At 63.8% G+C, this 20,664-nt stretch carries 18 protein-coding genes and 1 tRNA gene; 14 read left to right on the forward strand and 5 right to left on the reverse strand.

What is annotated here, in order from left to right; all coding sequences use genetic code 11:
• The first annotated feature begins 214 nt into the window (after positions 1 to 214).
• The 8 genes from PHS32_RS19085 to PHS32_RS19120 all read left to right on the forward strand — a co-directional run bounded on the left by PHS32_RS19085 (position 215) and on the right by PHS32_RS19120 (position 6,921).
• Entirely contained in the window at positions 215 to 1,339 is a 1,125-nt protein-coding gene (locus tag PHS32_RS19085) for an ABC transporter ATP-binding protein (protein WP_301080695.1), read from the forward strand.
• Positions 1,340 to 1,381: 42 nt separating this feature from the next.
• Positions 1,382 to 2,431 (forward strand): ABC transporter substrate-binding protein, encoded by a 1,050-nt coding sequence (locus PHS32_RS19090; RefSeq protein WP_301080696.1) that lies wholly within the window; start codon positions 1,382 to 1,384, stop codon positions 2,429 to 2,431.
• 21 nt (positions 2,432 to 2,452) lie between these two features.
• Complete coding sequence (locus PHS32_RS19095; protein WP_301080698.1) at positions 2,453 to 3,631, forward strand: ABC transporter permease; 1,179 nt, start codon at positions 2,453 to 2,455, stop codon at positions 3,629 to 3,631.
• A 7-nt stretch (positions 3,632 to 3,638) separates the two neighbouring features.
• Complete coding sequence (locus tag PHS32_RS19100) at positions 3,639 to 4,445, forward strand: ABC transporter permease (RefSeq protein WP_301080699.1); 807 nt, start codon at positions 3,639 to 3,641, stop codon at positions 4,443 to 4,445.
• A 6-nt stretch (positions 4,446 to 4,451) separates the two neighbouring features.
• A complete protein-coding gene (locus PHS32_RS19105; protein ID WP_301080700.1) occupies positions 4,452 to 5,189 on the forward strand; it encodes an SDR family oxidoreductase in 738 nt (245 codons plus the stop codon).
• Positions 5,190 to 5,262: 73 nt separating this feature from the next.
• Positions 5,263 to 6,243 (forward strand): aldo/keto reductase, encoded by a 981-nt coding sequence (locus PHS32_RS19110; RefSeq protein WP_301080701.1) that lies wholly within the window; start codon positions 5,263 to 5,265, stop codon positions 6,241 to 6,243.
• Positions 6,244 to 6,331: 88 nt separating this feature from the next.
• Positions 6,332 to 6,405 (forward strand) — tRNA-Gly (locus PHS32_RS19115).
• A gap of 120 nt (positions 6,406 to 6,525) precedes the next feature.
• A complete protein-coding gene (locus PHS32_RS19120) occupies positions 6,526 to 6,921 on the forward strand; it encodes a universal stress protein (RefSeq protein ID WP_301080702.1) in 396 nt (131 codons plus the stop codon).
• Between the two features lie 41 nt (positions 6,922 to 6,962).
• Here the strand turns inward: PHS32_RS19120 and PHS32_RS19125 are convergent, their stop codons facing one another.
• Both PHS32_RS19125 and PHS32_RS19130 read right to left on the reverse strand, forming a co-directional pair.
• Positions 6,963 to 7,388, reverse strand: a complete 426-nt coding sequence (locus tag PHS32_RS19125) for a nuclear transport factor 2 family protein (RefSeq protein WP_301080703.1) — start codon at positions 7,386 to 7,388, stop codon at positions 6,963 to 6,965.
• Positions 7,389 to 7,481: 93 nt separating this feature from the next.
• Complete coding sequence (locus PHS32_RS19130; RefSeq protein ID WP_366143493.1) at positions 7,482 to 8,417, reverse strand: LysR family transcriptional regulator; 936 nt, start codon at positions 8,415 to 8,417, stop codon at positions 7,482 to 7,484.
• A 105-nt stretch (positions 8,418 to 8,522) separates the two neighbouring features.
• Here PHS32_RS19130 and PHS32_RS19135 point away from each other — a divergent pair, with 105 nt between their 5' ends.
• Positions 8,523 to 9,539, forward strand: coding sequence for a 3-hydroxyacyl-CoA dehydrogenase NAD-binding domain-containing protein (locus tag PHS32_RS19135; RefSeq protein WP_301080705.1), 1,017 nt, complete (start codon positions 8,523 to 8,525; stop codon positions 9,537 to 9,539).
• A complete protein-coding gene (locus PHS32_RS19140; protein WP_301080706.1) occupies positions 9,536 to 10,357 on the forward strand; it encodes a 3-keto-5-aminohexanoate cleavage protein in 822 nt (273 codons plus the stop codon). The genes PHS32_RS19135 and PHS32_RS19140 overlap by 4 nt, the downstream gene beginning before the upstream one ends.
• A gap of 21 nt (positions 10,358 to 10,378) precedes the next feature.
• Here PHS32_RS19140 and PHS32_RS19145 read toward each other — a convergent pair whose 3' ends face one another.
• Together PHS32_RS19145 and PHS32_RS19150 are read right to left on the reverse strand one after the other, a co-directional pair.
• Positions 10,379 to 11,083, reverse strand: a complete 705-nt coding sequence (locus PHS32_RS19145) for a GntR family transcriptional regulator (RefSeq protein WP_301080707.1) — start codon at positions 11,081 to 11,083, stop codon at positions 10,379 to 10,381.
• An 18-nt stretch (positions 11,084 to 11,101) separates the two neighbouring features.
• Complete coding sequence (locus tag PHS32_RS19150; protein WP_301080726.1) at positions 11,102 to 12,850, reverse strand: IlvD/Edd family dehydratase; 1,749 nt, start codon at positions 12,848 to 12,850, stop codon at positions 11,102 to 11,104.
• 190 nt (positions 12,851 to 13,040) lie between these two features.
• Here PHS32_RS19150 and PHS32_RS19155 point away from each other — a divergent pair, with 190 nt between their 5' ends.
• The 3 genes from PHS32_RS19155 to PHS32_RS19165 all read left to right on the forward strand — a co-directional run bounded on the left by PHS32_RS19155 (position 13,041) and on the right by PHS32_RS19165 (position 18,603).
• Complete coding sequence (locus PHS32_RS19155) at positions 13,041 to 14,000, forward strand: tripartite tricarboxylate transporter substrate binding protein (RefSeq protein ID WP_301080727.1); 960 nt, start codon at positions 13,041 to 13,043, stop codon at positions 13,998 to 14,000.
• A gap of 121 nt (positions 14,001 to 14,121) precedes the next feature.
• Positions 14,122 to 15,012, forward strand: a complete 891-nt coding sequence (locus PHS32_RS19160; RefSeq protein WP_301080708.1) for an ABC transporter ATP-binding protein — start codon at positions 14,122 to 14,124, stop codon at positions 15,010 to 15,012.
• A 9-nt stretch (positions 15,013 to 15,021) separates the two neighbouring features.
• The gene (locus PHS32_RS19165; RefSeq protein WP_301080710.1) at positions 15,022 to 18,603 is read left to right on the forward strand and encodes a M1 family aminopeptidase; all 3,582 of its coding nucleotides are present in this window, start codon (positions 15,022 to 15,024) and stop codon (positions 18,601 to 18,603) included.
• Positions 18,604 to 18,621: 18 nt separating this feature from the next.
• On the opposite strand, the gene aroD is transcribed toward PHS32_RS19165, so the two are convergent.
• Entirely contained in the window at positions 18,622 to 19,398 is a 777-nt protein-coding gene (gene aroD, locus PHS32_RS19170) for a type I 3-dehydroquinate dehydratase (protein WP_301080711.1), read from the reverse strand.
• A gap of 267 nt (positions 19,399 to 19,665) precedes the next feature.
• Between aroD and PHS32_RS19175 the strand changes: the two genes are divergently transcribed.
• Entirely contained in the window at positions 19,666 to 20,577 is a 912-nt protein-coding gene (locus PHS32_RS19175; RefSeq protein ID WP_301080712.1) for a tetratricopeptide repeat protein, read from the forward strand.
• The last annotated feature ends 87 nt before the right edge of the window (positions 20,578 to 20,664 follow it).

The following is a 20,664-nucleotide window of genomic DNA, read 5'->3' on the forward strand; positions in this document are numbered from 1 at the left end:
GCAGGCGCACGGGCTGATCGGGCGGGTGCTGATCGGCGACGTGATTGCCTTCTCACCGCCGCTGATCATTTCCGAGAGCGAGAGCGACACCCTGCTGGAGCGCACCGCTCTGGCCCTGGCCGACACCCTGGCCTGGGTCGAAACATGGCGCACATAAACGGCTCCGGCCGGATTCTTCGAATATAGTAACGAAGACTCCGAAAGTTTATGCACCATGGCACTGATCGAGTTTGAACATGTCTTCAAGCGCTACCCGGGCAGCAGCAACGCCGCGGTAGACGACTTGAACCTGCACATCGAGGCCGGCGAGTTCCTGACCTTGCTGGGTCCTTCGGGGTCTGGCAAGACCACCACCTTGATGCTGCTGGCCGGCTTCGAAGCGCCCAGTTCGGGCACCATACGGCTCGATGGCGCATCGATCGAGTCGCTGCCGCCGCACCAGCGCAACATGGGGGTGGTGTTCCAGAGCTATTCCCTGTTCCCCCACATGACGGTGGCGCAAAACGTGGCTTTCCCGCTGTCGGTGCGCAAGGTCGACGCGGCCACCATCGCGGCCAAGGTGACCGCCGCCCTGACCAAGGTGCATCTGGAAAACTACACCCATCGCAAGCCCAACCAGTTGTCGGGCGGCCAGCAGCAGCGCGTGGCACTGGCACGGGCCCTGGTGTTCGAACCGCGCCTGGTCCTGATGGACGAACCGCTGTCGGCGCTGGACAAGAAACTGCGCGAGGAAATGCAGTTGGAAATCCGCCGGCTGCACCGCGAGCTGGGTGTCACCATGGTCTTCGTCACGCACGACCAGTCGGAGGCCATGACGCTGTCGGACCGGGTCGCGGTGTTCAACCAGGGCCGGATCGAGCAACTCGCTTCGCCGCAGGAGTTGTATGACGCGCCGGCCAATCCTTTTGTCGCCAGCTTTCTGGGCGACAACAACATGGCGACCTGCACCCTGGAAGCAGGCCCGGGCCTGGACCCGGCAGCCGGGCTGGCGACCCTCAGAACCGCCAGCGGACAAAACCTGCAGGCGCGCATTTGCGCCGGCAAGGCGCCACCTGATAACGCTTCCGTCAAGCTTTGCGTGCGACCCGAGTTTCTTTGGGTGGCCAATGACAACACGGCGCTGGCGACGCCCAACTGCCTGCGCGGCACCCTGCTGGACCTGATTCACCAGGGCGATCACTGGCGCCTGGTGGCGCGACTGGACGGCCTTGGCAGGAGCGGCGCTGCCGAGGCGCCGCAATGGTTTGCGAAGATCAGCCCGGGGGCCCTGCCCGCGGGTCTGGTGGTGGGGCAGAACGTGTGTCTTGGGTTCCGCCCCGAAGATGCATGGGTATTTTGATCGGTGGATGGGTATCTTATTTTTACAAACAGGAGAACAGGTATGAAGAAGCATGTGTTGGTAACGATCGCCGGGGCCGTGGCCCTGAGCTGCCTGGGCAGTCAGGCGCTGGCGCAATCGCGCGACCTCAACGTGGTGTCATGGGGCGGTGCCTATCAGGACGGCCAGAAGGAAGCGTATTTCAAACCCTTCAATGCCACCGGCACCAAACTGACCGACGAAGCCTGGGACGGCGGCCTGGGCGTGTTGCGCACCAAGATCAAGGGCGGCAACAGCACCTGGGACGTGGTGCAGGTGGAGCACGATGAGCTGGAGGTCGGCTGCGACGAAGGCCTGTATGAAAAGCTCGATGTCAACAAGATTGGCGGTGCTGCGCGCTACCTGCCGGGCACGGTGCAAACTTGCGGTGTCGGCGCCATCATTTACAACCTGGTGCTGGCCTATGACGGCGACAAGATGAAGGCCGCGCCCAATGGCTGGACCGACTTCTTCGACACCAAGAAGATCCCTGGCAAGCGCTCGATCCGCAACGGTGCCAAATGGAATCTCGAAGTGGCCTTGATTGGCGACGGCGTCGCCGCCAAGGACGTCTACAAAGTGCTGCGCACGCCCGAAGGCGTGGAGCGCGCCTTCAAGAAACTCGACACCATCAAGAGCGACCTGGTGTTCTGGAAGAGCGGCGCACAACCCCCGCAGATGCTGGCCGCCGGCGACGTGGTCATGACCACCGCCTACAACGGACGCATTACCGCAGCCAACGAGAAGGACAAGAAGAACTTCAAGATGGTCTGGAAAGACACACCCTGGACCATGGACAGCTGGGTCATCATGAAAGGCACGCCGCAAAAAGCCAACGCCGAGAAGCTGATCGAATTCATGGGCCGTCCGGAAAATCAGGCCAAGCTGCCCAAGTTTGTGCGCTACGGCGTGACCGCCGTTGCGGCGACGCCCCTGATCGACAAATCCCTGATGGCCGACTTGCCGACCAATCCGGAAATTCACAAACAGGCTTTTGCCGAGGACGTGAAGTTCTGGATCGACAACGGCGACAAGCTGGCCGAACGCTGGACCAAGTGGGCCGGCACCAAGTAAGCCTGACGACCTGAAACTGCCATGCTGACGCGCCAACGAACCGCCTTGCTGTTGCCCCTGAGCGGCTTTCTGCTGGTGTTTTTTGTCGCGCCTCTGGTCTGGCTGCTCTCGTTGGCGGTGCGCGAGGCCGAAGTACCGCGCGCACTGCCTCGAACCCTGACCGTGCTGCAAAGCTGGCAGGCCGGTCAGGCCGTGCCGCCGACCGTGTTTGCCAGCATGGCGCAGGATCTGCGCGAGGCGCGCGAAGCCAGCACGCTGGCCGATGCCGCGCGGCGTCTCAATTACGAAGTCAACGGCGTGCGCAGCACGCTGATGCGGGCCGCCCGCGAGATCGAAGCGGCCCCCGCCGGCACGGTCTTCGACGCGGCGTTTTTCAATACCATCGATCCGACGTTGACGGAGCGTGAATTTTTTGCCGCCGTGCAGCGCGCCCACGGCCCGGTGTCGGGCTACTATCTGCTGGCCGCCTTCGATCTGGCGCGCAATGCGCAAGGCGACATCGAGCGCGTCTCGGCCGCCAACCGGATCTACGTCGACGTGCTGCTGCGCACCCTGGGCATCAGTGCCAGCGTCACGCTGCTGTGCCTGCTGCTGGGTTTTCCGGTGGCCATGCTGTTGACCCAGGTGACCGAAAAAACCGCCGACTGGCTGATGATCCTGGTGCTGCTGCCGTTCTGGACCTCGCTGCTGGTGCGCACCGCGGCCTGGGTGGTGGTGCTGCAGCGTGAAGGCATGGTCAACAGCCTGCTCATGCGCCTGGGTTTCATCTCGGAGCCCTTGACACTTATCTACAACCGCACCGGCGTCCTGATTGCCATGACGCATGTGCTGCTGCCGTTCATGATCCTGCCGCTCTACAGCGTGCTCAAGGGCATCCCGTCGCACTACATGCGCGCCGCCGCCAGCCTGGGAGCGCCGCCGCTGATCGCTTTCTTCCGGGTCTACCTGCCGATGGCGGCGCCGGCCATCGCGGCCGGCTCGGTGATGGTCTTCATCCTGGCGATGGGCTACTACATCACGCCGGCACTGGTGGGCGGCGGTTCGGACCAGATGCTGTCTTATTTTGTCGCCACCTACACCACCGACACCGGCAACTGGGGGCTGGCGTCGGCGCTGGGCCTGATGATGCTGCTGACCACCCTGATCCTGTACGCGGTGGCCCACAAACTGTCGGGCGGTCGCGCCCTCTCCATGGGCTGATCCCGGTATGCAGCGTTTCAAATTCCCCTGGAAGCCCATTTACTGGCTGTTGTGCGCCTGCGTGCTGGTATTTCTGCTGGCACCGATCGCGGCCATCATCCCGCTGTCGTTCTCCAGCGGTTCCTTTCTGACCTACCCCCTTCCCGGCTTGTCGCTGCGCTGGTACCAGGAGGTGCTGGGCGGCGGCAAATGGCTCACCGCGTTGGGCAATTCGCTGTACGTGGGCGCCTTCGCCACCGCCTGTTCCGTGCTGCTGGGCACGCTGGCGGCGCTGGGCCTGATGCGACACAAGGCGTGGTGGATAGAAGCGCTCAAACTGGTGGTGCTGTCGCCCATGATCGTGCCGGTGATCCTGATCGCCGTGGCCTCCTACTTTTTCCTGGCGCCGCTGTCGCTCACCAGCACTTACAGCGGCCTGATCATCGCGCACACCGTGATTGCGGTGCCCTTTGTCGTGGTGCCGGTGCTGACCGCGCTGGAACTGCTGGACCCCAATCTGGCGCGCGCCGCCGCCGCCTGCGGTGCCGTGCCGCGCGTCACTTTCCTGCGCGTGACGCTGCCCAGCATCATGCCGGCGATGGCCTCGGGCGCCCTGTTTGCCTTCGCCGCCTCGTTCGACGATGTCGTCATCGCCTTGCTGATTGCCGGACCCGATCAACGCACGCTGCCGCGCGAGATGTTCTCCGGGCTGCGCGACAGCATGACGCCGGCCCTGACGGCGGTGGCCACCATCATGATTATTTTCTCCACCACGCTGTTCCTGTTGATGCAGATGCTGCAACGCAGAACCCGCCGCGCCGCGAAAGCCAAATAATTTCCCATGTCCGAACAAAAAACGGCCATCGTCACGGGCGCCAGCCGCGGCATCGGCCACGGCGTTGCCCAGCGTTTTCGCAATCTGGGCTGGCGCGTCATCACCGTGTCGCGCCAGCCCTTGCCGGACCAGTGTCCCTGGGCGGCGGAACAGAACACCCATGTGCAGCTCGACTTGTCCGATCTGGACGAGATCACAAAAACGGTGGATGCGCTGCGACCGCTGCTGGGCGGCTCCAAACTGCACGCGCTGGTCAACAATGCCGGCATCTCGCCCAAGGGACCGGCCGGCGAGCGCGTCAACTCCCTGACCACCGACCTCAAGGTCTGGCAGGCGATGTACAACACCAATTTTTACGCGCCGCTGATCCTGACCCGCGGCTTTGCCCAGGAACTCTCCAATGCCAAGGGATCGGTGGTCAACCTGTGCTCCATCGCGGGCTACCGGGTGCACCCTTTTGCCGGCGCCGCCTACGCCACCTCCAAAGCCGCGCTGGCGGCGCTGACCCGCGAGATGGCGGCCGACATGGCGCCGCTGGGCGTGCGCGTCAACGCCATTGCGCCGGGCGAAATCAACACCTCCATCCTGTCGCCCATGACCAGCCAAATCGTGGACAACGACATTCCGATGCGCCGCCTGGGCGAGGTCTCCGAGGTGGTCGACCTGATCGAGTTCCTGTGCAGCGAAAAGTCGTCCTACATCACCGGCGCCGAAATCGCCATCGACGGCGGCCAGCGCGTTTGAGGCTGCACCTGCAAACAGCCGGCAGCTCTGCTAAAGTTGGACGCATCATTCACCTCAGATCAGTCTCATCCTCATGCAATATCGACGTCTTGGCCGTAGCGGCTTGCAGATCAGCGAACTTTCACTCGGCTCCTGGGTGACTTACCACAACCAGGTGGACGTGGCGGCAGCCCGTGAGATGCTGGCGGCGGCGATGGATGCTGGTGTCAATTTTTTCGACAACGCCGAGGCCTATGCCGTTGGCAAAAGCGAGACCGTGATGGGTGAAGCCATCAAGGCGCTGAAATGGCCGCGCCTGAACTACGTCGTGTCGACCAAGTTCTTCTGGGGCCTGGACCGCGAGGGCCAATCAGTCAACCGCAAAGACACGCTGAACCGCAAATACCTGATGCAGGCCATTGACGGCTCGCTCAAGCGCATGGGGCTGGACTTCATCGATCTGGTCTATTGCCACCGCAGCGATCCCAACACACCGATAGAAGAAACCGTGTGGGCCATGAGCGACATGATCAGCCGTGGCAAGGCGCTCTACTGGGGCACCAGCGAATGGTCGGCCGACGATATCCGTGCGGCCTGGAACATTGCCGAGCGACACCACCTGCACAAGCCGGTGATGGAGCAGCCGCAGTACCACCTGTTTCACCGCAAGCGGGTCGAGCAGGAATACAAGCGGCTCTACGAAGACATCGGGCTGGGCCTGACCACCTGGAGTCCACTGGCCAGCGGTCTGCTCACCGGGAAATACCGCAATGGCATTCCGGCCGGCAGCCGCGGCGCCCTGGAAGGCATGGGCTTCCTGGTCAAGGGACTGACCGACGCCGCCCGCAATGCCGCCGTGACGCAACTGGAGGCCGTCGCCACCGAGCTGGATTGCAGCCTGAGTCAGTTGGCGATTGCCTGGGCGGCGCGCAATCCACGGGTCAGCACGGTCATCACCGGTGCCTCCAACCTGGCCCAGTTGCAGGACAATCTGGGCGCCGTCAAGGTACTGCCGCAACTCACCCCCGAGCTGATGGCGCGCATCGACCTGATCAGTTCGCCGCTGGCCAGCTGAAACCACGGTCGATCAGGTAAAATTGGACCATTGCGGGATGGAGACTACAACGGTGCAACCGTGGACTGTGGCCCCAACCGATCAAAACGCGGGTGTAGTTCAATGGTAGAACGGCAGCTTCCCAAGCTTCATACGAGGGTTCGATTCCCTTCACCCGCTCCACGCCCCGCGATCCTGCGCCGGCCGTCGGACCTCTTCCCATTGACTCCTTTCAAGCCCATCGGGGACGTCGTGTAAACACGTTTCCTGCCTTATTCAACAATCTGCAAACAGGAGAGAACCATGACCATACTTGTAGCCTATGTGCCACGCCCCGAGGGTCAAGCGGCCCTGGACAAAGGCATCGAAATTGCCAAACGCCGCAGCGAACGTCTGGTGGTGGTCAACGCCAGCCCCGGCGGAGCGAAGGAAGACCCCTCGTTCGCCGATGTCCAGGACTACGAGCGCGTCCAACAGTTGCTGGCGGACAGCGGTCTCGACGCAGAACTGAAACAATACGTTCGAGGCAAAAATGCGGTCGAGGAAATTGAAGCCCTGGTCGAGGCCCTGCAGGTGTCGGTGCTGATCATTGGCCTGAGAAAACGCTCCCCGGTGGGCAAGCTCATCATGGGCAGCGTGGCCCAGGAGCTGCTTCTTTCGGTGTCCTGTCCGGTCTTGGCCGTCAAGTCGGCCGGGTAACAATTCCGCGGATCGGACCCCACGCGCAGCCCGACAGGCGGCTAGGTCGGCAGCGGCATGCTGTGCCACCACAAGCGGCAATCGGTGCACAAGCCGCCACTGAAAGAGGCTTGCAGCACACCGTCAAGAACCATGCGCGGCAGCGGGTCGCCCGGCTTGCGGGCAATCAGGTTGGTACCGGTCGAGGCCGCCCAGATTCGAAAGAGTTCCTCGGACGCCACCTGGTAAGTGACATGCCAGTGTGCCACCCCGCTGCCGGGTGCCGAGGCCAGAACCTCAAAGCCAAGTTCAATATCGTTTTGATGTTTGATGCGCTGCCAGTAGGCTGCCAGTTGGGCATGGCCGCGCTGGCTGGCGAACGGCGTGTTGTGGTAGACGCCATCCTCGGCAAAAAGCGCGCAGAACGCTTTTTCGTCCTTGCCTTCCCAGGCGCTCTTGTAACCCCGCATGAACTGTTCAATGTCCATTTTTCTCTCCGTTGCCAAGAGGCCGATGGTACTACCGTCGACCGCTTCACGACCACCCTGAGCCGCTCTTCGTCGGCCCGGTGAAGCTCGGATTCAACGCTGGCGCCGCCCGGCCGATGGCGCGCTGGTGGAAGCGCGTGCCGGGTGGCGGGTCTGTTGCTGCAACAATTCCAGCATCGCCTGCGCCGCCGGCGTCAGAGCGCCCTCCCTGCGCTTGACAAGGCCGATCGAGCGGTGAATCTGGGGACTGACCAAGGGCCGGCGCACAAGGCCCGCGCCGCTGATCACGTCGGCCGCCATCGCCGGCAGGGCAGCGACACCCAGTTGCGCCAGCACCATGGCGCCCAGAGTGGCCAGATGGCTGGCCTCGTAGGCCGGATGAAACTGGAAACCATTTTTCAGCGCGGCGGCATCCACATACTGACGCACGCTGGTCGGACGCGGCATCGAGATGTGCGGCCAGGCCAGCGTATCGGTGAAACGCAGGCTGCCTGTTTCAAGCCCCAGCGGATGCTGCAGCGCCGCCAGCAGCACAAAAGTGTCGGTTGTCAACGGCAGGTAATCCAGATCGGCGTAGGCCGGATTGGCGGCCGTCAGCGCAAAGTCGACGCGCCCTTCCCGTACCAGTTCGAAGGCCGGCTCCGACAAGGTGTCGATCAGCGACAGTTTGATCTCAGGATATTTCTTGCCGAAGGCACGGAACAGCTCCGGGACGATGCACGCCGCCAGCGACGGCAAGGCCGCCAGCGCCACGCTGCCCTTGCGCACCAGGGCCACGTCGCGCACCGCGCTGGCCGTGCGCTCCAGTTCGGACAGCAGTTGATCGGCGTGCGAGGCCAGCACCGCGCCGGCCGCCGTCAAGGCAACAGCACGCGTCGTGCGATCGAACAAGCGGGCGCCGAACACCTGTTCCAGCCGGACGATCAGGGTCGACAGGGCGGACTGTGAAAGGTGAATCTGCCGCGCCGCCTGGCTGAAGCTCAAGGTCCGCGCCAGCGCGAGAAATGCGCGCAGGTCGCGCGCCGACATATTTATTTCCATGGTCGATAAGTTTATAGAAAATATGCGATTTACAGATAAACAATCGAAGCGCAAACTGGTTTTCCTGCTTTCTTTTGCCCCCTGCCCTTCATGATGAATACCCAGAACCCTGATCTGCCCGCGCCACCCGATCAACCCGGCGGCCTGCCCAAACCGTCACAAGCGTCGGCGCTGGTGGTGGGCGGCGGCACCATGGGGGCCGACGTCGCCCTGGTGCTGGCGCGCGCCGGTTGCCATACCGTGGTGCTGGAGCCGGCAACGGCGCGCCGCCAAGCCCTTGATGCCTATTTCACCAACGGCCTGCGCACATTGGGGGCCCCGCAGCAGCGCGACCGGCTGCACGCTTGCGCGTCGCTGGACCAGGTCGACTGGCCGGCCATCGATCTGGTGATTGAATGCATCCCGGAGCAACTGGCGTTGAAGCAGGCGCTGTTTGCCGAATTGCTGCGGCGCGCCCGTCCGGATACCTTGTTGTGCAGCAACAGTTCGAGCTTTCCGATCTCCGCCATTGCGCTAGGCCTGGACAGCGCGCAGCGCATGCTGGGCCTGCATTTCTTCATGCCGGCGCACCTGGTGCCGCTGGTCGAGGTGGTGCTGGGCGAACGCACTGCCGCCGCCCTGGCCGACGCCTTGTCGGCCTTCATGCGCGGCTGCGGCATGGTACCGGTGCTGGTGCGCAAAGACCTGCCCGGATTTCTCGCCAACCGACTGCAGCACGCGCTGGCGCGCGAAGCCTTTGCCATGATCGATGCCGGTGTCGCCACGCCGGAGGATGTCGACGCCGCTGTGCGTTTTGGCTTCGGTTTCCGTTTTCTGGCGGCCGGTCCGGTGTTGCAGCGCGATCATGCCGGCATCGACGTGCACTGCGCGGCGGCGGCAACCATCTACCCGTCGCTGGCCACCAACACGTTGCCGGCCAAGGCACTGTCGGAGCGTGTTGCCAGCGGCCGGTTGGGCATGAAGACAGGGCAAGGCTTCTTTCCCTGGACAGCTGAGGCGATCAGCGCCGAACGGCAGCGTTACGACGCCTTGCTGCGCTCCGGCCTGCGCCTGCTGGCGTCCGAGTTGCCGCCCATTGAAGACAGCACAGTAGAAGGGAAAACACCATGAGCAGCTCGCCCCTGATCCTGACGGTGGCCCCCAACGGCGCCTACAAGACGCCGGCCCAGCATCCGGCCGTGCCGCTGACGCCGGCAGCCCTGGCCAGCACCGCGCGCGAATGCCTGGATGTGGGCGCGGCCATGCTGCACCTGCATGTACGCAAGCCCGACGGCAGCCACAGCCTGGAGGCCCAGGACTACCGGGCCGCGACCGCCGCCGTGCGCCGGGCCGTGGGGCAGGAGATGGTGCTCCAGATCACCACCGAGGCAGCACAGGTCTATGCGCCAGCGGCGCAGATGGCAGTGGTGCGCGCTGTGCAGCCCGAGGCGGTATCGGTGGGCCTGCGCGAGCTGCGTCGGCCGGAGGTCGCTGACGAAACGCTGGCCGCGTTCTTCAACTGGCTGATTGAGGCCGACATCATGACCCAGGTGATCCTGTACGACCAAGCCGATGTACTTGACTGGCAAGCGCTGCGCGCACGCGGCGTCATTCCGGATGGAAAGTGGTTCCTGCTGTTCGTGCTGGGCCGCTACAGCGCCGGCCAGACTTCGTCGCCGACCGATCTGCTGCCCTTCCTGGCCAGCCACGACGGCGCTTATCCCTGGGCCATGTGCGCCTTCGGCGCGCAGGAACACGCTTGCGCCATCGCCGCGGCGGCGCTGGGCGGCCACGCCCGCGTCGGCTTCGAAAACAATCTGCTGTTGCGCGACGGCACGACCGCACCCAACAATGCCGCCCTGGCGCACCAGGTGGTCGAAGGCGCCGCGGCGCTGAATCGACCACTGGCCAGCGCCGACCAGATCCGCGCCCAGTTCCGGCGCGCCTGAGCCCGCCATCGACGTGCAATATCAGGTCGGCTTGAAGTGGTGGGTATGCGCGGCCAGGTAGGCATCGCGCGAGGGCAGCAGATGCTGCTTGCACAAGGCGACCAGCGCTTTGCGCTGGCCTTCGCGCAGCGCCTCTATCATGCGCCAGTGCTCGCTGCGGGAGCGCTCCCGGTAGTCGGCGGCGATCAACGCGCCAAAGCGTATCGGATGCGTCTGGCGCGCGTACTCGGCGATCGCGCGCTGCAGCGTCTGATTGCCGGTCAGTTCAAAAAAGGCCTGATGAAACGCCAGATTCTCCCGGAACACGCGCGGCGCGCTGCCAGCCCGCACCGCCGCGTCATGCCGCGCCTGAATCGCAACCAGGCGCTCCAGTGCAGCCGGCGCAACGGGCAGTGCAATCAGGCGCGCCGCTTCGCTTTCGAGCAGCGCGCGCACGGCATACAGTTCCACCACTTCCTTGCCGCTGAAGGAACGCACCAGCGCACCCACGTTCCTGCGCCGCTCGATCAGCCCCATGCGCTCCAGCCTGGCCAGCACTTCACGCACCGCATGACGCTTGCTGTCGAAGCGCCGCATCAGTTCATCCTCGGTCAGCCGCTCGCGCGGATGCAGGCGGCCAAAGACGATGTCTTCTTCCAGCGTCGCCGTGATGGCGGCCAGCGGGCTGTCCGGGTCGCTGTCGACACCGCTGGCAGGGTCAGGCAAATGGGGCGGATGGGTCTTCATGCTGTCGGTCGGCGGCGCCTATTTGGCACCGGGGATGGTCTGGCGCGTCGTCGGCGCGCGCAGGAAATCGAAGTCCACGCCCTGGTCCGCCTGCGTCACGCTCTGCAGGAAAAGCTTGCGATAGCCGCGTTCGGCAGTGGGGCGCGCCACCGGGTTGGCCTGGGTCCGCGCGGCCAGCTCTTCTTCGGAGATCAGCAGGCTCAGTTCGCGCCGGGCCACGCTGAGGCGGATCCGGTCGCCGCTGCGCACCTGCGCCAGCGGCCCGCCGATGGCGGCCTCGGGCGTCACATGCAGCACGATGGTGCCGGCCGCCGTGCCACTCATGCGACCGTCGGAAATCCGCACCATGTCCTTGACGCCGGCGCGCGCCAGCTTCATCGGGATCGGCAGGTAGCCGGCTTCGGGCATGCCCGGCGCGCCCACCGGACCGATGTTCTTCAAGACCAGGATATCGTCGGCATGGACGTCCAGCGCCGGATCGTCGATGCGCCGGGCCATGTCCTGCACGTTCTCGAACACCACCGCGCGGCCTTCATGCTCCATCAGCGCCGGCGCTGCCGCCGACTGCTTGATGATGGCGCCACCAGGCGCCAGATTGCCTTGCAGCACCGCAATGCCGCCTTGCGGATAGATCGGATTCGACAGCGGCCGTACCACGTCCTGCGCAAAACCGGGGCCGGCGCGTGCTATCTCCTGGCCCAGCGTTCTGCCGGTGACGGTCAGGGCGTCCAGATGCAACAGCGGCTTGAGTTCGCGCAGCAGGGTCGCCATGCCACCGGCCTTGTGGAAATCTTCCATGTAATGCTGGCCCGAGGGCTTCAGGTCCAGCAGCACGGGCGTCTCAAGGCTCATGCGATCGAGCGCCTTCAGGTCGACCGCGAAGCCCAGGCGCCCGGCAATCGCCGTCAAGTGCACTATGCCGTTGCTGGAGCCGCCAATCGCCAGCAGCACGCGCATGGCGTTCTCAAACGCCTGGGCGGTCAGGATGCGGTCTATCGTCAAGCCGCTGCCGGCCATCTGCACCGCCAGGGTGCCGGTCTCCTCGGCAATGCGGATGCGGTCGGCCGTCACGGCCGGGGCGCTGGCGCCGCCCGGCACCATCATGCCCAGGGCCTCGGCCAGGCAGGCCATGGTGCTGGCAGTGCCCATCACCGAGCAGGTGCCGACGCTGGCAACCAGTTGATTGTTGACGGCGCTGATTTCCTCGGCATCGATCTGGTCGGCCCGGTACTGGCCCCAGAAACGCCGGCAATCGGTGCAGGCGCCTACCCGCTCGGAGCGGTGCGAGCCGGTCAGCATGGAGCCGGTCACCAGCTGAATGGTCGGAATGCCGGCCGAGGCGGCGCCCATCAGTTGCGCTGGCAGCGTCTTGTCGCAGCCGCCGATCAGGACCACCGCGTCCATCGGCTGGGCCCGAATCATTTCCTCGGTATCCATGGCCATCAGGTTGCGCAGGTACATGCTGGTCGGCTGCGAAAAGCTTTCATGCAGCGAGATCGTCGGGAAGTCCATCGGCAGGCCGCCAGCCAGCAGGATGCCGCGCTTGACCGCCTCTATCAGCTGCGGCGCGTTGCCGTGGCACGGGTTGTAGGCGCTGGCGGTGTTGGCGATGCCAATCACCGGACGCTCCAGCGCACGCTCGGTGTAGCCGGCACCCTTGATGAAGGCTTTGCGCAAGAACAGGGAAAAACCCTTGTCGCCGTAATCGGTCAAGCCCTTGGCCAAGCCGGATGCGGCGTCCTCGGGTTTCGTGACATGGGACGCCATGCGGCTGGAGGATTCTGGTTTTTTCATGTCCATTGGATTATTGATAATATGGTCAATATTAAACCAGGTGGCTCCAGCAGCCGTTTGGCCAGCACTTCGTTTTCACCCCGCTCATTCTGAAACAACAAAGGAGATCACCTTGAAATTGCACCCTGCCCTTCTGAAAACATCCCGCGCCCGACGCATCCTGCTGGCGGGCCTGGCCGCCAGCGCCCTACTGGGCGTGACCGGGCCGGTCATGGCCCAGGACTATCCCAATAAAGTGATCAAGTTGATCGTGCCCTATCCGCCGGGCGGCGCCACCGACGTGATCGGGCGCGTGATGGCGCAAAAGCTGTCCGGCGCCTTGGGCCAGCAGGTGATCGTCGACAACCGCGCCGGTGCCGCCGGCAGCATAGGCGCGGCGGCCGTGGCGGCGGCGGCGCCGGACGGCTACACGCTGCTGATGGGCGCCATGACCAGCCATTCGATCAGCGCGGTGCTGTACAAGAAGGTGGTCAATTTCGACATGGACAAGAGCTTCGCGCCGGTGGCCATCGTCGGCTCGGTGCCGCTGCTGTTTGTCGTCAACCCATCGATCAAGGCCAACACCTTGCCGGAATTCATCGCACTGGCCAAATCCAAACCCGGCAAGCTGAGCTTTGCTTCCGCCGGCAATGGCTCGCCGCAGCACCTGGCCGGTGAAATGTTCCAGCGCATGGCCGGCGTGCAGATGCTGCATGTGCCGTACAAGGGCAGTGGCCCGGCCATGACCGACCTGATGGGTGGCCAGGTTGACTGCATGATAGAAACCGCGCCGGCCGCGCAAGCTCACATCAAGGGCGGCAAACTGCGCGCCATCGCCGCCGCATCGGCGCAGCGCGTGGCGACCCTGCCGGAGGTACCGACCGCCACCGAAGCCGGCCTGAAAGGCTTTGAAGTCAGCTCCATGTTCGGTATTGCCGCGCCGGCCGGCACGCCGGCAGCCATCATCGGCAAGCTCAACCTGGCGCTGAAAGCCATCCTGAGCCAGCAGGACGTGAAGGATTCGCTGCTGGCGCAGGGCGTCATCGCCAGCTACACGACGCCGGAGGAAGCCACGGTCGCGCTGCACAACGAAAGCGCCAAGTGGGCGAAAGTCATCCTGGACGGAAACATCAAGCCGGAGTAGCAGACCGTCCAGCCAATTCCGCTGCTCGTCGCAAAGCCGCCGCCTTGATCATGGCCAGGAGGTACATTTAGCATCTTTCCTGGCCGGGGAATTTCCCCACAAGCAAGCAAAAGGGTTCGATATGCTTTCGATCAAGGCGCTCAACAAGACCTATGGCAACGGCGTGCAGGCACTCAAGGAGGTCAGCCTGGAGATTCCCACCGGCCTGTACGGCTTGCTAGGCCCCAACGGCGCCGGCAAGTCGTCCCTGATGCGCACCATCGCAACCCTGCAGGAACCCGACAGCGGCAGCATCCATTTCGACGGCATCGATGTCCTGCTTGACAAGGAAGGCCTGCGCCGCCAGCTGGGCTACCTGCCGCAGGACTTTGGCGTCTATCCCAAAGTCAGTGCCGAAGACCTGCTGAGTCACTTCGCCGTCTTGAAAGGCCTGACCCGGCGCGCCGAGCGCAAGGAGATGGTGGAAGGGCTGCTGCGCCAGACCAATTTGTGGGAGGCACGCAAACGCAAACTGGGGACTTTTTCCGGCGGCATGCGTCAGCGTTTCGGCATTGCGCAGGCTCTGCTGGGGGCGCCGCGGCTGGTGATCGTGGACGAACCGACGGCCGGCCTGGACCCCGATGAGCGCAACCGCTTCCTGAATTTGCTGGCCGAGATCGGCGAGCAGGTGGTGGTGATGCTGTCGACCCATATCGTCGCCGACGTGACCGACTTGTGCCCGCACATGGCGATGATCGTGAAGGGCCAGGTCTTGTTGCAGGGCGAGCCGCAGGCCGCCATTGAGATGCTCAAGGACAAGGTCTGGCGCAAGCGCGTCAGCAAGGCGGCCTTGACCGAATACCAGCAGCGCTTCAATGTGCTGTCGTCACGCCTGGTGGCCGGCCAGCCGCAAATCAATGTGCACGCCGACAGCCAGCCCGACGACGGTTTTGAGCAGGTCGAGCCGGATCTGGAGGATGTCTATTTCCTGAAGATACGCGCCAGTCAGTCGGCCCAGTCCGCGCTGGCCTAGGAGCTCAGCATGTGGCTTGAATTTTTCCGCTTCGATCTGCGCTACCAGCTGCGCCAGCCGCTGTTGTGGCTCAGCGGCCTGATTTTTGGACTGATGGCTTTTGGCGCCGCCAGCAGCGACGCTGTTGTCGTTGGCGGCGCGGTGGGCAACGTGTACCGCAATGCGCCCATGGTGATTGCCCAGTTCCTGGGCGTCTTCACGGTGCTCTCGATGTTCATCGTCACCCTCTTCATCGCCGGTTCGGTGCTGCGTGACGTGGAACTGGGCATCGCCGACATGATCTTCGCCACGCCCATGAAAAAGCGCGACTACCTGTTGGGCCGTTTTGTCGCTGGACTGCTGGCCTGCATGGCTATCTTCGTGCTGGTGTCCCTGGGCATCATGCTGGGCACCGTGATGCCCTGGGTCGACGTGGCCCGCATCGGACCTTTTTCGATCGCCCCCTACCTGTGGGGTATTGCCGTCTTTGTGATCCCCAACCTGCTGCTGATAGGCGCATTCCTGATGCTGCTGGCGGCAACCACACGCTCCATGCTGCTGGTCTACGTCGGCGTCATCGTCTTCTTCGTGCTGTGGAGCGTGGCCGGCGTGTTTTCGCGCGACATCGGCAACGAGTGGCTGGCGGTTTTGATAGACCCGTTCGGGCTGCGCGCCTTCGGCCGCATGACGCGCTATTTTTCCACCGCCGAGGCGAACAGCGGCTTGCCGCCTCTCAGCGGCTTCATTCTGGTGAACCGGCTGCTGTGGAGCGCCATCGCCTTGGTGCTGCTGGGCATCACCCTGGCGCTGTTCAAGCCGCAGCGCCCGGACACCGGCAAGCGCTTCTGGGGCCGCGCCAGGACCCTGCCGGCCACCACGCTGGCAGCGCCGGCCGCGCGCGGCTACCGGCCGGTGCAGCCCACCATCACCGGCGCCACGCCCTGGCAACAATGCTGGAACATCTTGCGTTTTGATGCCGTCGGCGTGTTCAAGAGCGTGCCCTTTCTGGTGCTGCTGCTGGTGGGCGTCGCCAACTTCATCGGCAGCGCCACGGTCAGCGGACAGATGTATGGCACCAAGGTCTACCCGGTGACACGCCAGATGCTGGAAACCATGTCTGGCAGCTTCAACTTCATGCTGGTGCTGATCGTCACCTTTTATGCCGGCGAGCTGATCTTCAGGGAGCGCCAGTTCAAGGTCGCCGAGGTGGTGGACGCCTTGCCGGTGCCGAACTGGGTCAGCCTGCTGGCCAAGAGCCTGGCCCTGCTGGGTGTCATTGCCGGCTTCATGGCGGGCGGCGTGCTGGCGGCCATGTGCTTCCAGTGGGTCAAGGGCGGCGTGCCGCTGGAGCCGCTGCTGTACCTGCAAGGTGCCTTGCAAGGTTCCGCCTATTTTGTCCTGATGGGCTTGCTGGCGCTGGCCCTGCAAGTCTTGTGCAATAACAAGTTCGTCGGCTATCTGGTGGTGATCCTTTTGCTGGCATGGCAAGTGGTGTTCGGCATCCTGCACTTCGACCACAACCTGTACAACATCGCCGGTTTGCCGCAGGTGCAGTACTCCGACATGAATGGTTTTGGCCACTTCCTCAGCGGCTGGTTCTGGTACCTGCTGTACTGGGGCCTGTTTGTGCTGGCACTGCTGCTGCTGGCTGGGGCGTTCTGGGTGCGCGGCGTGTCACAGGAATGGCGCTTGCGCTGGGCACTGGCCCGGCAAACGCTCAAGGGCGCGGCGGGCGGCGCCCTGGCGCTGTGCCTGATCGGCTTTGTTGCCAGCGGTGGCTGGATCTACTACAACACCAATGTCTTGAACCAGTATGTGCCGGGCGACGAACAGATGGACCGCCAGGCCAATTACGAAAAACGGTATCGCCAATACAAGGGGCAAGCGCAACCGCGCGTCACCGAGGTGCAGGCCAAGGTCGACATCTTTCCGGCCGAGCGCAGGGTGATGATCGATGGCCACTACCGTTTGCTCAACAAACATGCCGCAGCCATCGATACCCTGTACGTGCAGGTGGTGCCCGACGTCGACACGGTGTTGAGGAACCTGCCGGCGCACCAGGTGACGCTGGACGACAAGCTGCTGGGCATGCGCATCCTCAAGCTGGCGCAGCCACTGCCACCGGGTGCCGCCATCGACATGGATTTCACGGTGACGCAACGCAACCAGGGCTTCACCAACGACGGCAAGCCCGACAGCATCAACCTGAACGGCACCTTCTTCAACAACGCGCAGTTGTTCCCGGCGCTGGGTTACGGCGCCAACGAACTGCTGGACCGCAACGAGCGGCGCAAGCGCGGCCTGGGCGAGCCACAGCGCATGCCCAAACTGGAGGATGAAGCGGCGCGCGCCAACCACCAGCTCGACTCGGAGGCCGACTGGATCAGCTTCGACACCACCGTCTCCACCAGCGCCGACCAGATCGCGCTGGCACCGGGCTATTTGCAGAAAACCTGGGAGCAGGATGGCCGGCGCTATTTCCACTACAAGATGGACCGCCCCATGCTGCCCTTCTTCGCTTATCTGTCGGCCCGCTGGCAGGTCAAGAAAGGCGACTGGCACGGGTTGCCGATCGAAATCTATTTCGACCCCAAACACGGCTACAACGTGGACCGCATGATCTGGGCGGTCGAGAAGTCGCTGGACTATTACAGCGCCAACTTCACGCCGTATCAGCACAAGCAGGTGCGGATTCTGGAGTTTCCGCGCTACGCCTCCTTTGCCCAGTCCTTTGCCAATACCATTCCGTACTCGGAGGCGATCGGCTTCATTGCCGACCTGCGCAACAAGGACGATGTGGACTACGTGTTCTACGTCACGGCGCACGAGATGGCGCACCAGTGGTGGGCGCATCAGGTGATCGGCGCCAACGTGCAGGGCGCCACCATGCTGGTGGAGTCGCTGGCGCAGTACTCGGCCCTGATGGTGATGGAAAAAGAATACGGTCCGCAGCACCTGCGCCGCTTCTTCAAGGACGAGCTGGACAACTACCTGCGCTCGCGCCGCGGCGAACAGATCGAGGAACAACCCTTGTTCCGGGTCGAGAACCAGCCGTATATTCACTACCGCAAGGGCGCCCTGGTGTTCTACCGCCTGCGCGAGGAAATCGGCGAAGCGGCGCTGAACCGCGCACTGAAACGCTTTCTGCAGGACAAGGCCTACCAGGCGCCGCCCTACACCACCAGCAAGGAACTGCTGGGCTACATCCGCGCTGAAGCCGGCGCCGACAAGCAGGACTTGATCACCGATTTGTTCGAGAAAATCGTGTTCTACGACAACCGGGTGCTGCAGGCCAGCGCCAAGCAGCGCGGCGACGGCCAATGGGACGTCAGCATGAAATTGCACCTTGCCAAACTGGAGGCCGACGGCAAGGGCAAGGAGACGGCCCGGGTCTACGACGAGCCGGTCGAGATTGCCGTCTTCGCCCGCCCGGCAAGTGGCAAGGAAGCCGATGAAAAAGTCTTGTTCAGCGAGAAGCGCCGCCTGCAGGGCAGCGAGCCGACGCTCACCGTCACGGTGAAAGAAAAACCGTTCGAGGTCGGGGTCGACCCCTACAACAAGCAGATAGACCGGGTCTCCAGCGACAACCGCAAGCAGCTCAGTTTCGAGTAGGCCTGCGCGCCCTGCGGATTACTGCCGCGGCATCGACTTCCGAAGAATCGCCAGCACCGTGTTGAGGTCTTCAATGGGCACCTGGCCGGGCGCCGAGCTGCCGGCACCGATGGCAAACGTCATGGCCGAGCCAAAAGCCCAGCCGAACAGGCGCGTCAGCGAGCCGTAGCCGCCCATCGACATGCTGACCAGCGGTATCGTCAACTGCTGGCTCGCTTGCAGGGTGGCGCTCAGCAGCGTCAGCACATCCTCCAGACGGCGCGGCATGACCGCCACCTTGGCGATGTCGGCCCCCAACTGCTGGGCTTGCAGAAATCGCTGATTCAGCAGTTCAAGCTCCGGCGTGGCCTGAAAATCATGAAACGAGAGCATCAACTTGACGTCGTGCGCCAGCGAAAATTGACGCACTTGACGGACCTGCGCCGCATCGTTGCTCATTTCAAAATCGACCAGGTCGACATGGCCGCTGCGGCACACAGCGCCGTACAAGGCGACCACCTCCTGTTCTGACAAAGCAATTTCTTCACCGCCTTCCCGACTGGAACGGCGGGTGAACAACAGGGGCACGGCGCCGGCGGCCTGCTTGATACGGGCTGCCAACGCCAGCACGGCGGCGCTGTCGCCAATGCCTTCGAAAAAATCGACACGCCACTCCAGCAGATCGGGCTGCTTGGCCAGCACCTGCTGCACTTCCGACAGAATGGCGTCGCCGCTGCGCCCGACCAGCGGGGTGCAGATGAGCGGGAACTTGCCGCCGCCCACCGGCTTTCCCTTGAGTTCAATTGGCTTACCCATTGGCATATCGACTTTCTCCATGATCGCAATTGCTGTGTCCGCGCCGGGTCGGCGCAAGCAAGGACTTTATACGACGGCGAGGCCCTCCGCACATCGCCCGCCAGCAGCCTCGGTCCGGCGCAAGACGCCTGAAGCGCCGGCTGGTTCATGGCACCGCTTTACCTCGGCTTGACACTTGATTGATACTATCGCGCTCCTGAGCTTGAATTGGAACCGAATGCCACCACTTCGCCCAGGCAAGTCAATCCATTTATGAAGGCATTACCGATGATGAAACGATCAATCCTGCAAAACGCGCTCAAGTGGTTGCTGGTCACTGCGCTGCTGGGCTTCGGCTTCGCCATGGCGCAGTCCGAGCCGACCCTGAACCAGGTCTACGAGGCGGCCCAGTCCGGCCGCCTGGAGCAGGCCCAGGTCATGATGCAGCAGGTGCTGGTGGCGCACCCGGGCAGCGGCAAGGCGCATTTCGTGCAGGCTGAACTGTTTGCCCGCCAGGGCAAGCTGGGCCAGGCGCGCGAGGCTTTGGCGATGGCCGAGAAACTCTCGCCCGGCCTGCCCTCGATCAAAGCCGAATCGGTGCAAGCCCTGCGCAGCCAGCTCGCAGCCAAGACGGCGCCTGCGGCCGGCGGCTCAGGCCAGCACCGTGCTGAGGTGGCGGCACCAGCCAACTACTCCGCACCCGCTTCCTCCTCGTTCCCGTGGGGTCTGGCGCTGGCCCTGGGCGGTGGCGCGATTGCCATCGCCATCTTCCTGACGCGCAAAAAATCAACACCTGCCTACGAATCCCAGCCAGTCTATGCCAATCAAGGGGCGATGCAGGGCGGCTTGAGCGGACCCCAAGGCTTTGGCATGGCCAACAGCATGGGGGCTGGCGTCATGCAGCCGCCCTATGGCCAGCCTGCCGGCAGTGGCCTGGGCGGCAAAATCATGGGCGGCGTGGCGACCGGTCTGGCGGTGGGCGCCGGCGTCATGGCGGCGCAAGCGATCGGCCGCAACCTGATGGGCAATCACGATCAAGCCGGATCGCAGGCGAACAATTTGGCCAACAACGATTTTCAAACCGTCAACAGCAACCCCGACATGGGCGGGCAGAATTTCGGCGTCAGCGACGCCGGCTCCTGGGATGATGGCGGCGGCGTCGATATCGGTGGCGGCGGCGGCGGCGACTGGGACAACTAGTTAACCCTACCGCCGCTCTGGTAGCATGCAGGGCGAAAAAGATCGAGGATTTGCGAGCCGGGTTGTTCATGCTTTGGCGCAGGCTCC

Source organism: Rhodoferax sp. (genome assembly GCF_028714215.1).
In the GTDB taxonomy this organism is placed as follows: Bacteria; Pseudomonadota; Gammaproteobacteria; order Burkholderiales; family Burkholderiaceae_C; genus Rhodoferax.

Bases quoted from the DNA above. Each gene is read 5' to 3' on its own strand.
- PHS32_RS19085 (WP_301080695.1), top strand. From the start codon at position 215: ATGGCACTGATCGAGTTTGAACATGTCTTCAAGCGCTACCCGGGCAGC.
- PHS32_RS19090 (WP_301080696.1), top strand. From the start codon at position 1,382: ATGAAGAAGCATGTGTTGGTAACGATCGCCGGGGCCGTGGCCCTGAGC.
- PHS32_RS19095 (WP_301080698.1), top strand. From the start codon at position 2,453: ATGCTGACGCGCCAACGAACCGCCTTGCTGTTGCCCCTGAGCGGCTTT.
- PHS32_RS19100 (WP_301080699.1), top strand. From the start codon at position 3,639: ATGCAGCGTTTCAAATTCCCCTGGAAGCCCATTTACTGGCTGTTGTGC.
- PHS32_RS19105 (WP_301080700.1), top strand. From the start codon at position 4,452: ATGTCCGAACAAAAAACGGCCATCGTCACGGGCGCCAGCCGCGGCATC.
- PHS32_RS19110 (WP_301080701.1), top strand. From the start codon at position 5,263: ATGCAATATCGACGTCTTGGCCGTAGCGGCTTGCAGATCAGCGAACTT.
- PHS32_RS19120 (WP_301080702.1), top strand. From the start codon at position 6,526: ATGACCATACTTGTAGCCTATGTGCCACGCCCCGAGGGTCAAGCGGCC.
- PHS32_RS19125 (WP_301080703.1), bottom strand. From the start codon at position 7,388: ATGGACATTGAACAGTTCATGCGGGGTTACAAGAGCGCCTGGGAAGGC.
- PHS32_RS19130 (WP_366143493.1), bottom strand. From the start codon at position 8,417: ATGTCGGCGCGCGACCTGCGCGCATTTCTCGCGCTGGCGCGGACCTTG.
- PHS32_RS19135 (WP_301080705.1), top strand. From the start codon at position 8,523: ATGAATACCCAGAACCCTGATCTGCCCGCGCCACCCGATCAACCCGGC.
- PHS32_RS19140 (WP_301080706.1), top strand. From the start codon at position 9,536: ATGAGCAGCTCGCCCCTGATCCTGACGGTGGCCCCCAACGGCGCCTAC.
- PHS32_RS19145 (WP_301080707.1), bottom strand. From the start codon at position 11,083: ATGAAGACCCATCCGCCCCATTTGCCTGACCCTGCCAGCGGTGTCGAC.
- PHS32_RS19150 (WP_301080726.1), bottom strand. From the start codon at position 12,850: ATGGCGTCCCATGTCACGAAACCCGAGGACGCCGCATCCGGCTTGGCC.
- PHS32_RS19160 (WP_301080708.1), top strand. From the start codon at position 14,122: ATGCTTTCGATCAAGGCGCTCAACAAGACCTATGGCAACGGCGTGCAG.
- PHS32_RS19165 (WP_301080710.1), top strand. From the start codon at position 15,022: ATGTGGCTTGAATTTTTCCGCTTCGATCTGCGCTACCAGCTGCGCCAG.
- aroD (WP_301080711.1), bottom strand. From the start codon at position 19,398: ATGGGTAAGCCAATTGAACTCAAGGGAAAGCCGGTGGGCGGCGGCAAG.
- PHS32_RS19175 (WP_301080712.1), top strand. From the start codon at position 19,666: ATGATGAAACGATCAATCCTGCAAAACGCGCTCAAGTGGTTGCTGGTC.